The sequence below is a fragment of the Larkinella fluvii genome, assembly GCF_051857545.1.
Classification (GTDB): Bacteria; Bacteroidota; Bacteroidia; order Cytophagales; family Spirosomataceae; genus Larkinella.
Map to the genome: position 1 here is coordinate 112855 of NZ_JBPZHB010000001.1, position 14191 is coordinate 127045.

At 51.4% G+C, this 14191-nt stretch carries 10 protein-coding genes; 6 read left to right on the forward strand and 4 right to left on the reverse strand.

The genetic code is table 11. The annotated features are described in order from the left end of the window. Nucleotides 1–142 precede the first annotated feature (142 nt). From ACS5NO_RS00550 to rpsG, 3 genes are all read left to right on the forward strand, one after another. Complete coding sequence (locus tag ACS5NO_RS00550) at nucleotides 143–463, forward strand: DUF3467 domain-containing protein (protein ID WP_114406410.1); 321 nt, start codon at nucleotides 143–145, stop codon at nucleotides 461–463. 122 nt (nucleotides 464–585) lie between these two features. Next, the gene (gene rpsL, locus ACS5NO_RS00555) at nucleotides 586–1008 is read left to right on the forward strand and encodes a 30S ribosomal protein S12 (RefSeq protein ID WP_114406409.1); all 423 of its coding nucleotides are present in this window, start codon (nucleotides 586–588) and stop codon (nucleotides 1006–1008) included. Nucleotides 1009–1083: 75 nt separating this feature from the next. Continuing rightward, complete coding sequence (gene rpsG, locus ACS5NO_RS00560; RefSeq protein ID WP_114406408.1) at nucleotides 1084–1551, forward strand: 30S ribosomal protein S7; 468 nt, start codon at nucleotides 1084–1086, stop codon at nucleotides 1549–1551. 51 nt (nucleotides 1552–1602) lie between these two features. Here the strand turns inward: rpsG and ACS5NO_RS00565 are convergent, their stop codons facing one another. Then, entirely contained in the window at nucleotides 1603–4314 is a 2712-nt protein-coding gene (locus ACS5NO_RS00565; protein WP_439413392.1) for a triple tyrosine motif-containing protein, read from the reverse strand. Between the two features lie 282 nt (nucleotides 4315–4596). Between ACS5NO_RS00565 and ACS5NO_RS00570 the strand changes: the two genes are divergently transcribed. The 3 genes from ACS5NO_RS00570 to ACS5NO_RS00580 all read left to right on the forward strand — a co-directional run bounded on the left by ACS5NO_RS00570 (nucleotide 4597) and on the right by ACS5NO_RS00580 (nucleotide 10779). Continuing rightward, entirely contained in the window at nucleotides 4597–7569 is a 2973-nt protein-coding gene (locus ACS5NO_RS00570; RefSeq protein WP_439413393.1) for a SusC/RagA family TonB-linked outer membrane protein, read from the forward strand. 19 nt (nucleotides 7570–7588) lie between these two features. Continuing rightward, the gene (locus ACS5NO_RS00575) at nucleotides 7589–9067 is read left to right on the forward strand and encodes a RagB/SusD family nutrient uptake outer membrane protein (protein WP_439413394.1); all 1479 of its coding nucleotides are present in this window, start codon (nucleotides 7589–7591) and stop codon (nucleotides 9065–9067) included. Nucleotides 9068–9171: 104 nt separating this feature from the next. Next, a complete protein-coding gene (locus ACS5NO_RS00580; protein ID WP_439413395.1) occupies nucleotides 9172–10779 on the forward strand; it encodes a glucoamylase family protein in 1608 nt (535 codons plus the stop codon). A gap of 39 nt (nucleotides 10780–10818) precedes the next feature. On the opposite strand, the gene ACS5NO_RS00585 is transcribed toward ACS5NO_RS00580, so the two are convergent. From ACS5NO_RS00585 to ACS5NO_RS00595, 3 genes are read right to left on the reverse strand one after another with little or no spacing between them, the layout of a single operon-like run. Further along, the gene (locus ACS5NO_RS00585) at nucleotides 10819–10968 is read right to left on the reverse strand and encodes a DUF5989 family protein (protein WP_171062891.1); all 150 of its coding nucleotides are present in this window, start codon (nucleotides 10966–10968) and stop codon (nucleotides 10819–10821) included. A gap of 8 nt (nucleotides 10969–10976) precedes the next feature. After that, nucleotides 10977–12881 (reverse strand): hypothetical protein, encoded by a 1905-nt coding sequence (locus ACS5NO_RS00590; RefSeq protein ID WP_439413396.1) that lies wholly within the window; start codon nucleotides 12879–12881, stop codon nucleotides 10977–10979. Nucleotides 12882–12893: 12 nt separating this feature from the next. After that, entirely contained in the window at nucleotides 12894–14126 is a 1233-nt protein-coding gene (locus tag ACS5NO_RS00595) for a purple acid phosphatase family protein (RefSeq protein WP_439413397.1), read from the reverse strand. Nucleotides 14127–14191: the final 65 nt, after the last annotated feature.

The following is a 14191-nucleotide window of genomic DNA, read 5'->3' on the forward strand; positions in this document are numbered from 1 at the left end:
CGACTCAATCCAGAATCCACCTGCAATCTGATACCGCATAGTCAATAAGTTGTTGGTCAGGTGGATAAAAATACCCACAGTTTTTTTGAACTACGGAAAACCGCAGAGAGTTCTTTATCTTTGATTCTTACACCAAATGACTATGGAAAACCAGTTACCTGATCAGGACGCACAGATCAACATCGAATTAACGGAAGAAATTGCGGAAGGGATCTACGCCAATCTAGCCATGATTGCGCATTCCAACAGTGAGTTCATCATCGATTTCATTCGTCTGATGCCCGGTATTCCCAAAGCCAAGGTAAAATCCCGGATCATTCTGACCCCCGAACACGCCAAGCGGTTGTTGACGGCCCTGAAAGATAACATCCGGAAATTTGAAGATACGTATGGCGATATCAACGGCGCTGAAGATGCGTTTCGGTTTCCGACCCAGTTTGGCGGCCCGATCGGTGAAGCCTAATCCGGTAATGGACAAGAAATTACTGAAAATTAATTCGCCTGTCACTTTGGTTTTCCAGCCGATTTAGCTAATTTTGCACTCCTATTTTTCCAGAGGACTGTAGTAATACCAATTCTGATACAATGCCTACGATACAACAATTAGTACGCAAGGGCCGTGAAAAGCTGACTTTTAAATCAAAGTCGCCGGCATTGGACTCTTGCCCACAACGCCGTGGTGTGTGTACGCGTGTGTACACAACCACCCCCAAAAAGCCAAACTCGGCTTTGCGTAAAGTAGCCCGTGTGCGTCTGTCACATGGCAAAGAAGTTAACGCCTATATTCCGGGCGAAGGCCACAACCTGCAGGAGCACTCGATTGTTCTGGTACGGGGTGGTCGGGTGAAAGACCTTCCGGGTGTGCGTTATCACATCGTTCGTGGAGCACTTGATACGGCTGGCGTAAGCGGTCGGAAACAAGCCCGCTCGAAATACGGTACGAAACGTCCGAAACCGGGTCAGGTAGCTGCACCGACGAAGGGAGCTCCAGCTAAAAAGAAAAAATAATAGCTCCCGGATTTAATTGACTGAGCGTTGCCAAAGATGCACAACGTTTAGAGTAAGATTTATCATCTGAAGATCATGAGAAAAGCAAAACCAAAGAAAAGATACGTTTTACCCGATCCTAAATACAAGGAGACGCTGGTAACGAAATTTGTTAATAACCTCATGTACGAAGGTAAAAAGAGCCTTTCGTACTCCATTTTCTACGACGCACTGGCGCTGGTTGAGAAAAAAACCAACGACAACGGCTTAGACGTTTGGAAAAAGGCATTGAACAACGTAATGCCTTCAGTTGAGGTGAAAAGCCGCCGGGTAGGTGGTGCCACATTCCAGGTTCCGACGGAAGTACGTCCTGATCGCAAAGTATCAGTAGGCATGAAATGGCTGATCAAGTATGCCCGTTCACGTGGTGAAAAAACCATGGTCGATCGTTTGGCAGCGGAAATCGTAGCAGCAGCAAAAGGTGAAGGCGCTGCCGTCAAGAAAAAGGATGACACCCACCGGATGGCCGAAGCCAACAAGGCATTCTCCCACTTCCGGTTCTAATTCGAACCCGATTCGTATTGAAAAAACCGCCCTCAAAGGCGGTTTTTTCGTTTAAAACGCCATCATAAACTCGTTCAGGTTCGTTTCCTGCGGGAGATTCAATCGTTTTCGCAAGCGATACCGTTTCAGTTCGACACTCCGGACGGTAATGTTAAGCAATTTGGCCACTTCTTTACTCGAAAGATTCATCCGCAAATAAGCCGCCAGCCGCATGTCGTCGGGCGTCAAACCGTCGTACTGGCTCAATAACCGCTTGAAAAACTGTTCGTGAACTTTGTTGAAGTTCTTCTCAAAGACCTTCCAGTCCTGTCGGCTTGAAATATTGGAATCGATCAGTTTGACAAGTTGATTGATATGTCCCGTTGCCTGATCGATGGTTTGCCGTTGTTGAACCTCATCTTTTAATTTCTCAACTTCTCCTTTTAGTTTGAGCAGTAGGTCATTTTTGTGGATTAGGTTCATGGTGGTGTTGGCTAACTCCTCCGATTTACCGATGACGTCCTGCTCCAGCTTTTCTTTCTGAACCTGCATCAGTTGCTGCCGGTGCTTTTCCTGTTCCCGGGCCAGTTTCTCCTCCATTTGCTGCCGAACTTTGGTCTGATGAGCCGCCACCTGCCGCCGGTGAACGTAAAAGCTGCCACCAATCAAACCACATCCAATCAGAAAGTAGGTCAGATAAGCCCAGACGCTCTGGTACCAGGGCGGCAGAATCTCAAACGGAAACGAGGTAACGGAACCGTCAGAGGTAGAGCGTAGCTGAAATTCGTAGGTACCCGGCCGCAGACTGGCATATTCTTTCTCGGCCAGCGGGCTGAAATCCGACCAGTTCTCATCCAATCCAGCCAGACGATAGCTGAACAAAGGTTCCTGAATGGATTCGGGTTGGCTAAACTGAAAGACGAGATGGTTTTCCCTGGCTTTCAGAACCGGAGAAAAGGATGCCAGGAATGAAGCAGTACGGAAGGTGAAATACCGGCTGTCGTTTCCATTCAGAACGGCCAATTGCCGAATCAGGGGCTTATTGATCAGTTGTTGATTGCTTACCGTTGATAACTCCTGCCGGGGCAAAAGTGCATAACCTTTCTCAAAACACAGCAGGTAATAATTAGAATCCAGTGGGACAATGTTCTCATAATCGTCCATCCAGGCAAAATGGCTGATGGAAAATTCCGCTTTTAAGCCATCCGGTTTGGCCACCAGGAGACTGCCATCCTGCCGTAAGAAGAGCTGTTCATCTTTCCATCCACCGAAAATTCGCCGAATCGTTCCTGAAACCCCAAACTGCTCTTTCAAACCGGCCTCTTTGGAATAGGAAGCCACCCAGTTGAGGTGACTGATTTTCCGTAAATCCGCTGATAACTGGACCGAATACACCCCATTGTGGGCGTGACGCAGCCAGATTTTTCCCTCCGAATCTTCCCAAACCTCCCGAATGGGTTCGCTAAATCCTGCGATCAAGTGGCTGAATTGCCATTTACCGTCCTGGTCACGGCGATAAACACACAAGCCGGTGTACGTTCCCTGTAGAGCAAAACCGGGTCGTGAAGACAAGGCTCGTAAACTCCAGCCACCGGTTTGCGTGAAAAGGGACTCCCACCCATCGGCAGGCGTTATTCGAAACGTGCCGGCGTTGTGGCCACAGAGCAACTGACCATCAAGTACGGTCAAATCCCAGACCTGCCCCTGCGAGCCATCCACCAGATGATAAACCGGTAAACCGAGCGTGGGGAAATCGCACCAGTAAACGCCATGATTGGTACCTAAGTATAACTTTTTATTGTAAAGAACCGCATCGTAGGGCGTTCCTAATTGACCGTTTGGATCCGTGAAATATTTCAGTGGATAACTGAATGCAAGGGCATCGATGCCGTCATCGAGCCCGGCCCAGACGTTTCCTTTGAGGTCGAGAGCCAGCGAAAGGACGGTGTTGTTTTGCAGCCCCTCCCGCTGATTGACGGAATACAATAGAGTGCCGGTGGTATCGGTGACAAATATCCCGTTGAGAATGGTACCGAAAGCATACCGGCCATCCGACAACGCAAGCCCTTTATTGCATTGGTATCGCTGCAAAAACTGGCTGGCAGGGTGATTCAACCGGGAAAGTCGTCCATTCTCGTAAAGAAACAAACCGTGATCGCGGGTGCCGATCAGCAACCCTTTGTTCCCGTACGGGAGGATCGCATGAACCGCCGTGGAACCCAACGGATCTGTATTGGGAAGGGAAACAAATTTCCCATTCACCAATTCATATATTCCTTTTCCGATGGACTGAAGATAATAGCGATCGTGAACTTCGTACAAAAAAAGGACATTGCCCGGTAAAGGAACTTCAGAAACCCGCCCATTACGATACAAAAAGCCGGTCGAAAAAGACTGAAAAAATACAAAGTCGGATCCGGTAACGATATTCCAGATTTCCTCTTTGCGAAAAAGCTTATTACGGATCAGCCCGGTGAGTGAACGATACTGAAGCACGCCGGTATCACTAGCCTGCCAATAGCCAATTTCACCCAAACCGCCCGTATAAATCAGACCTTTTGAATCGATAGCAACCGACCGAACAATCTGCCGTTTAGGCAATCGATAGGTTTGCCAGCGCGTCCCGTCGTATTCCAGCAAGCCCTTGGAGTTAGCCGCATACAAGAAACCGGTAACCTTATCTTGACAAAGCGACCAGTTCTGATTGTAGGCCTGATAATCCTGCTTCGTAAAATTTCGGATGTAAGGGGCAAGAAACAAATTCCGGGAAGTAGGAGCCGCCATCAAATCGGATACAAGAAGTAACCATATTGGAAAGTAGATAAACTCCTTTATTCGTAGAAAACGCCTAATCATGATGGGTACGCAAGAGTAACGTAAAAAGTTATTAAAAATGTAATCTATTCATTAACAGTGTTTTAATGTATCATAATAGATTGGTTTTGAGTTTTTAACTATATATATAGTTAAAATGATGTAGTAGTGATGTACTCACTTCTAACATAATCTGGTCACAGTTCGTTTACCTTTGAGCTAAGAATAAGCAAACAATTTATCAGAAAAATTATGGAGAGGGGTTTACTCGGATTATTTATACTCCTGCTGTTTACCGCTACGGCCTGGGCGCAGCAACGAGTCAACGGGAAAGTGACAGCGATCGACGGCTCGGTATTACCGGGCGTCAGTGTTCAGATCAAGAATACAACGAAAGGGGCCAATACCGACGCCAATGGACAGTACAGCATCGAGGCTAATCAGGGAGATGTCCTGGTTTTCAGTTTTATTGGTATGAAGCCAACAGAACGCCCAGTGAACGGTTCGACAGTGGACGCACAGTTGGAAGAAGATGTGACTACGTTGACAGAAGTGGTGGCAGTCGGATACGGCGTGCAGCGAAAGGCGGATGTGACCGGGTCTATTTCTACCGTGAAAGCCCAGGACATTGCCAGTCGTCCGGTTGCGAATGCGACGCAGGCCTTGCAGGGCAAAGCGGCCGGGGTGTTGATTACCACCAACCAGGGCTTGCCAGGCGCGGCACCAAACGTCCGGATTCGGGGGGTTGGCACGGTGGGAAACAGCAATCCGCTGTATGTGGTCGATGGTATGTTTGTCGATGACATCCGGTTTTTGAACCCCTCCGACATTCAAACCATCGATGTGCTGAAAGATGCCTCCTCGCTGGCCATCTACGGGGTTCGGGGAGCGAATGGCGTGGTGTTGGTAACGACGAAAAGCGGTAAATCCGGTCGTACCGTGTTCAATTACGAAGGCTTCGGTGGGGTTACCCAGCTTAGTAAAAAGCTTGATATGACCAATGCCAGCGAGTTTGCCACGCTGGTGAACGAAGTGGCCGTCAGTGAAGGCGGAGCCATTAAATTTCCGAATCCGAACTCGTTTGGTGCCGGAACGGACTGGTTCGATTACATTTTCCGCAACGGGAGTGTCCAGAGTCACCAGATTACGGCTTCGGGCGGCAACGAGCGGGTTACCTTCAACGTCAGTGGCAGTTATTACGACGAAAAAGGAATTGTTGACAAGTCGGCGTATAACCGCCTGACTTTCCGGTTAAATAACACTTACAAATTGACGGGAAATTTCCGGCTTGGGAACAACCTGGCGTTCTCACGGTCTCAGTCCAATAACATCCCGGGGGGGATTGTTCAAACGGCTTACAACGCCGACCCGACCATCACGCCGGTCAATGCCGACGGCACCTACGGTTTTTCGAGCGTCAGCACCGTAGCGAATCCGGCAGCCGTATTGGCGTATCAAACCGACGACATTGCCAAAAGCGGCCAGTTGGTTGGGAATATTTATGGCGAACTCGACTTTCTGAAATCGTTCACCGTGCGCTCCAGTTTCGGGGTGGATCTGGGGCTGAACAACAGCAGCGTTTACCTGCCCCAGTATCTGGTGTCGGCCAGCCAGCGGAATGACCAGAGCAAATTGACGCGTGAGTATGGACTCAATACGACCTGGTTGTGGGAAAACACGCTGACGTTCAATCGGACCTTCAACAAGATTCACAACGTGAATGTGCTGGTGGGAGCGACAGCGCAGAATAGCCGCGCCGACGTATTGCAGGGTATCCGCTTCAACGTGCCGGGGTACAACAACAACGTGAAATTCCTGTCGCTGGGTAGCACCGTCGGCGCACAAACGACCGATAATCCCGACAACCGCAGCTATGAATTTACCTACGCATCGTACCTGTTTCGGGTCAACTACAGTTTGCTGGACCGGTATTTACTGACGGTAAGTCTCCGGCGGGATGGTTCGTCGCGCTTTCCGACCGAAAGCCGGTGGGCCACTTTTCCGGCCGTTGGCCTGGGCTGGCGGATCATCGACGAACCGTTCATGATGGACCAGCAGTTGTTCAGCAATCTGAAATTGCGGGTCAGCTATGGAAAGCTGGGCAATACCAACATTCCTAACTATTTATATTATTCCCGCATCAGCAGCGGTCTGAACGCCATCTTTGGATCCGGGCAAACGCTGCAACAGGGAGCCACGCTCCAAAGTACCAACACGTCGAACCTGCTCTGGGAAACCGTTACCCAGACGGATATTGGCCTGGAAATGGGATTTCTGAATAACCGTCTGACGGCAGAAATCGATTACTACAACCGCAACACCTCCGACATGATCCTGAATGTCAACATCGGGAATGGCCGTCAGGTACAGTCCAATGCCGCCAGTGCCTACAACCGGGGTTTTGAATTCACGACGGGTTGGAACGATACCGCCGGCGACTTGAAGTACAGCCTGAACGCCAACCTCACGACGGTGCAGAACGAAGTAACCAACCTGGGCAATGGCGGTATTCCGATCATTGGCGGTAGCCTGGGCAACGGCCGGACGGCTACGCTGACGGACGTAGGCCGACCCATCGGTGCCTTCTTCGGCTATAATAGGGTGGGCGTTTTCCAGACGGCCGACGAAGTACGGGGCAGCGCTCAACCCAATGCCAAACCCGGCGACCTGCGGTATGAGGACATTAACGGGGATGGCGTCATCAACGGCGATGACCGCGTTTACCTGGGAACACCAATTCCGAAAATGTTCTGGGGCTTCAATACCAACTTTGCCTTCAAAGGCATCGATCTGGGGGTTGATTTGCAGGGTACGCACGGCAATAAAATTTACAATGGTCGGCGGGCGGTGCGTTTCGGAAACGAAAACTACGAGCGAATTGCTCTGGAACGCTGGACGGCCCAAAATCCATCGACGACCCAGCCGCGTCTGACCAACGGCGGACCCAACTACGATGTGTCGAATTACTTCATCGAAAGCGGCTCCTTCGTTCGGATTCGGAACATTCAGATTGGCTACACCCTGCCAGCAACCTTGCTCCGTACGCTGGGTGTGCGTTCCATCCGGGCGTATGTCAATGCCCTGAACCCGGTTACGTTCACCAATTACTCGGGCTTCTCGCCGGAAGTAGGCGGTAATGATGCCAGCACCCTGAGCCGTGGGGTCGATCTGGACGTTGTGCCGGTCTACCGCACCACGACGGTTGGTTTACAAATTGGATTTTAATCTTTAACGGGCAACCATCATGATTTCCATATCGAAACAATTTTTGAGAATTGCGCTGGCGGGTTCCCTCATGCTGACGGGACAGGCGTGTAGTGAAGAATTTCTGGACAAAAAACCGCAGGGTGAGCTAATTACCGAGGATTTTTTCAACAGCCAGGAAGGTGCCGTCCAGTCTACCAACGCCATTTACTGGCAACTTCGCCAGTGGCCAACCCACGTTTTTGCATTTATCGCTATTTCCAGCATGACTTCGGATGACGCCGACAAAGGGAGCGAACCGGGCGACGCGAGTTTCCTGAGCGAATTCGATTTGTTTACCGTTACGTCGACCAACGGTGGTTTGAACGATTTCTGGAGTGGACAATACTTGGGCATTGCCAAGGCCAATCAGGTTATCGAGCGGGTACCGGCCATCGAAATGGATGAAACGCTCAAGGCGCGGCTGATTGCGGAAGCCAAAATGTTACGGGCTTACTTCTACTTCAATCTGGCACGGGCCTTTGGCGGTGTTCCGCTGATTACGCAGTTGCAGGACGACGATGCACCAGCCGTGCCGCGTGCCAGCCGGCAGGAGATTTACCAGCAGATTGAAAAGGATTTGAATGACGCAATCACGGTTTTACCGGAAAAATCGGAATACGCAGCCACTGAACTGGGTCGGGCCACCAAAGGAGCCGCGAAAGGCTGGCTGGCGAAGGTGTCGATGTATCAGGGAAAGTGGAGTGAAGTACTCCGGCTGACGAATGAAATCATGCAATCGGGACAGTATGACCTCAAAACGCCTTACGAAGTGATCTTCACCGAAGCCGGGGAGAACACGTCCGAGTCGCTGTTCGAAGTACAAAATGCGGCCTTACCCCAGGGCGGTGGAGGGTCGCAGTATGCCGAGGTGCAGAGCGTCCGGGGGCAGTTTGGCTGGGGTTTCAATGTGCCATCCGAAGATCTGGTGAAAGCCTACGAAACCGGTGATCCGCGAAAAGCGGCTACGATTATCGAGCGGGGCGAAACGATGCCCGATGGGGTCGTTATCATCCAGAATGCGACGAATCCGTACTACAATCAAAAGGCATACGTGGCGCAGAACGAAACCAAATCGCCCAACGGTATGGGGGATTCCAACAAGAACATTCGCCTGTTGCGGTATGCCGACATTGTGCTGATGAACGCCGAAGCGGCTAACGAACTGGGGCAGTCACAACAGGCCGTAACGTCGCTGAATGCGGTTCGGGCGCGGGCGCGGGGCAGCAATGCCGCCCTTTTGCCCAATGTCGTTTTCGCCAGCAAGGAACAACTGAAAACCGCGATCTGGAAGGAACGCCGGGTGGAACTGGCCATGGAACACGACCGCTTCTGGGATCTGGTGCGGCAAGGCAGAGCGGGCGCGGTTCTGCGGGCGCTCAACAAGCAATTTGTCGACGGGAAGAGCGAATTGATGCCCATTCCACAGCCACAAATCGACGCCAGCGGGGGCGTATTAACGCAAAATCCTGGTTATTAATTTGTTGATGATGGGAACGCGGATTGAACGGGTCAAAACGGATTTTTATCTGTGTAAATCCATTTTGATCCGTTCAATCCGCGTTCCCATCCAATTCTGTAGGCATGAGAATTTTAAAACTACTCCTTTTCTTTTCACCGGTTCTGGCCTGGCTGACTACCTGCTCGGCGCAGTCTGCGAAAGAAGCCATTCCTCCCGTTGCCAACGAATACAGCGAGTACCTCGAAACCGTTCAAAAAGCCACGTTCCGGTATTTCTGGGATTTTGCGCACCCGGTTTCCGGCCTGGCTCCCGAACGAACAGCTACGCCCAACATCGTGACGACGGGCGGCACCGGGTTTGGCATTATGGCCATCATCGTGGCCGCCGACCGCCGTTGGATAACCCGTGCCGAAGCCGTGCAGCAATTGCAAAAGATGACCGGTTTTCTGGAAAAAGCCGACCGGTTTCACGGTGCCTGGCCGCACTGGCTCGATGGCAATTCGGGGAAAGTGATTCCGTTTTCGGAGCATGACAACGGTGGAGACTTGGTCGAAACGGCTTTTCTGGTGAACGGTTTGCTGAGCGCCCGGGCGTATTTCGATGGGACTGTCGCTGCCGAAAAAGACCTGCGGCAACGGATCGATAAACTCTGGCGGGAGGTCGAATGGGACTGGTACGTTCGCGATGGGAAATTGCTCTGGCACTGGTCTCCGAACCACGCGTGGAAAATGAATCATCCCCTTCGTGGGCATGACGAAACGCTAGTTACGTATGTGCTGGCACTCGGTTCGCCGACCCACGCCATCAAACCGGAAGTTTACCAGAACACCTACCAGCAAAGTGACCATTATACCAACGGGCAAACCTATTTTGGCTATAAACTGCCGCTCGGTTTTCCGATGGGCGGGCCGCTGTTCTTCACCCATTATTCTTTCCTGAGCCTCGATCCGCGCCTGATGCAGGATGAACAGACCAACTACTGGGAGCAGAACCGCAATCACACGCTCATCAACCGGGCGCATTGCCTGCAACCGCGTCAGGCCATGTTTGGCTACGGGCCGGGCAACTGGGGGCTGACTGCCAGCGACGACTATAATTTTTACGATGCCCATTCGCCAACGAACGACAACGGCACGATTAGCCCGACGGCGGCTTTGTCGTCGTTTCCTTACACCCCCTATTATTCGATGCAGGTGTTGCGGAATCTGTATCTGCGGGAAGGAAACCGGTTTTTCGGTCCGTACGGTTTTTACGATGCCTACAACAAAGGCTTGAACTGGTATTCCAACCAGTATCTGGCCATTGATCAGGGGCCGATCGTGGTTATGATGGAAAATTACCGTTCGGGTTTGCTCTGGAGACTGGGCGAGAAAACACCGGAACTTTGGACGGGATTAACCAAAATGGGCATCAAAAAACCGGTTTATCCGACCGGTTTCTACGCCTACGCCCCGGATTTTCGGACGGGTTACATCGATCTCTGGAAACACCCCGACCGGGGTGCGTATGTGCTGGACTTTGCCGTAAAAGGCACGGGAGCCATTACTCTGGCGGTTTTTGACGAAGCTGGTCGGGCGGTGCGGAAACTGATCGATGCTAAAATCTATCCGGAAGGAATGCAGCAATTGGCCTTTCAGTTTCCGGATGGGAAGTATGAATTTGAGCTCGTGCAGGGCGCGGATAAGCAGCGTGTTAAGATTTCACTTCATCAAAGTGTTGATAATCAATAGGGCGGCAACCCTGTCAGCAGTCGAAGACCCTGACAGCGGTTAGAAAAGGGAATAAATGAACGGTGCCAGCGCCGAACCCGTTGTTAAAACCGTCAAGGCGCTCAGGAGCAGCAACAGAATCAGCAACGGATAAAGCCAATATCGCTTGCGGGTGCGCATGAAAAGCCAGAATTCACGTAGAAATTCCATGGGTCGGGTTAGTTTTTGATCGCCTGAAGTTGGGATTTTAATTGCAGCGCTACGGTATTGCGAGGGTCGGTCCGCAGGGATTTTGCCACGTATTTAGCCGCCCCGTCGGCATTGGCAAATTTCAGATAACCGGCGGCTAGCTGATTGCTCAGTGTTACATTCGTCGTGTCGGTTAAATACCGGTTTTTGACGGCCACCAGTTGTTCCACAAACGTTTGCAATTCGTTCAGGCTGAACTGCGTTTCGTTGTGGGCGGCTGCGTAGCGGAGGTAAATGAGGGCTTCGTCGGGTCGATCCAGTTTCAGCAACGTTATGAACAGGCTCTGTGCCGTGGGAAAGGTTGGTTCCAGGTCAAACGCCTTTTTCAGATGCCAAACCGCCTGTTCAGGCTGGTTCAGGCTCAAGGATAATTTCCCGGCCTGCGCATAAAAACCGGGATCATACGGATATTCCAGCAGCAGAGCTTCCGTGACTTGCAAAACTCCCTGAGGGTTATTCCCTTTCTGGTAATGCGTCAGCAGTTGATCCATTGCGTCGCGCCAGGAAATCTGCTTTACCACCAATGCCCCCGCCAATTGTTCCTCCACGGTTTTGGCACGCTTTTCTTCGGGCGGCATCGGTTCGTTAAACGGCCAGCCTTCTTTCAGAATCAGCATTTCAAAAACACCTTTCAGTGAATCGACGGACGTAATCGGCATGCGCTGGCGCAATTGAGCCAGGGACAGTTCGTTTTTCCAGTCGGCAGCAATGAGTTTCCTTTTTTTCAGGGCTTCGTAAAACGCGTCGGACAGCAACGCATAGCCGTACAAATTCGGGTGAACGTGCTCCAGCAAGGTTTCATGTCCCAGAATGCCGTTCGGCGAATACCGTTCAAAAACCGCCCGGGTGTCCACTTCCGTCACGTTCGGGTACTGGGCCGTCAGCTCCTGAATGACCTGATTGATGGCTCGTGGTCCCCGAAACCGTAGCAAATCCAGTTCTTTCGCCTGAACAAAACGGTATTTGGCAGCCTTAAAGTCGCCTTTTGCGTAGGCTTGTTGTGCCTGTTTGAACTGCTCCTGCGCCGATTGAGCGGCATTCCCCGGTGCGCTGATGAACGGTTTTAGATCCTTTTCATTGCTGACCAGATTGCTGATCAATACCGGAATATGATGTTCTGAGAAGAGCTGACAGAGCCCGTTCAGGTTGGTTTTAAATTGTTCAATGCCCTGGTGATACGCTTCCGATCCGTACGGAATTTGCTGGTCGGCGGCCATGCGTTTCATCAGGTTTTCGCGCAAATCCACGTTTTCACCCGAAACGGTTTTTCGAATACCGCCGAGCATTCGGTTCAGGAGTTGCATCAGCCGGAATTCCCGGAGTTTCAACACCAGACGCACGAGAGCAGGATGACCGCCCAGCGAACTGGTTGAGCCGATGCCCATAGCACCGTAATATTCATTGTGGCCGGTATAAATTAAAATTGCATCCGGTTCATAATCAATTAATTGTTTGCCAAAACCGAAAACCGTGTAGGAATTGACTGCCGTCAGCGAAAGGTTGATGATTTCAAAATTTCGATTTGGGAAGGTATGCATCAGCCGGTAGTGCAGCCAGCGGTGGAACGAGCCGTTGTGGAAATACGGATAGCCAATCGTGGTCGATTCGCCCAGGACAAAAATCCGGAACGTGCCATCCGCTTTTCGCTGTCGGAAGGGTTCGAAATTCCCAACGGTCGCGTTGGCGGTTTCGGTAAAATACCGCTCCGACGCGTGTTGATTCATGATCAAAAAACCGTTGTGTTGCGGGTCTTCTACGAACAAGCGGTAATCCTGGCCGTAGCCGAACAACCGGAGGGAGCCTTCGGCCAGTCCCAGCAGCAACACCGGCAACAGCACCGCAAGTCCTTTAAACAGCCATAACCGCTTCTTCATGAATCAAACCGGTTACCGTTTGGCCGTCAAATGATAGGTTCCAACTTCTTTGCCATCGTCGAGCAACATGCTCAGATGCAGGTCTTTTCGGTCGGCTTTCAGTTTCATAATTGTCCGGGTGCCGTCTTTCGAGCCACCGCCGATGATGATCGGGTAATGGTGTTGGTTGGCCACCGGCTCGTGAACCCCGTATTTGTGGGTGTGACCGCTGATGCAAAGATCGATCTTGTGCTTGTTGAATAAGGGCGTGAACACTTTCTGGCAGTGCATCGGGCCGTGCCAGTTGTTGTGGTAAAACGTCGGGATGTGCATGAAAACCACCCGGAATTTGGCTTTTTTGAACGCGGCACTCTGCATCACCTGCTCGACCCAACGCCCCTGTTCCTCGCGATAGGCATCAAAATCAACGATTCCGGCATAGACGGGTTCGCTATCCGGTTTGTCTTCGCCGGTGTCGATCACGGTAAAATGAACCGGTCCCCAGGTGTAACTGTAATACGACTTGCCGCCCGGATTGGAAAAATACTGCGGTAATTCACGGCGGTATTTGCCCCGCGTTTCGTGGTTGCCCCGCACAAACAGAAACGGAGTTTCTTTGGCAAAACCAGCCGAACAGGGCGTCAGCAGGTGGTCAATAAGCTGTTGTTCGTCGGTCTGGTAATCGAACAGATCGCCGTTCAGGAACACAAAATCGAACGGATAATTGCCTTTCAGACTCAGCAGGTGCGTGATGGTTTCGGGCCGGTCGTGGACGTCGTTCAGCACCAGGCAACTGACCGCATCGGATTGTTCGTCAGGCGTTTTAAAACGCAACAAGCCGCTTTCAATCGTCTTGCCGTAGGTGAGTTTATACGGTTTGAAATCCGTGATTTCTTTGGAATACACCCGGTATTGGTAGGTGGTTCCCGGTTTTAAACCGAGGAGCGTAATGCCGTTGATCCGGTTATAGGCATCGACCAATCCTTCCGTCACGCTGTGCGCTTTTTGGCCCAACGAGTCGGTTTCGCCGTATTCGACCCAACTGTACGACGGCAGATTGGCAATCCACCGCACCGTCATCGAACCCGGCCCCACGTATTGCAAATATGGTTCTGTCAGAAAAACGTGCCCTTTGGCCGGATCGGGCGACACCACCTGCGGATTTTTTGCCCAAACCGCTTCGGGCAAAACCGTACCGAGTGCGCTAAGACCGGCCGCCGATTTCAGGAACGTTCGGCGGTTGGAGGAGTGCTTGGAATTGTTCATGATAAAGGGAGGAGACACTGGTTTGACCGCATTCCGTGAGCTACCCCGGAGGGGTTTACTGTTAA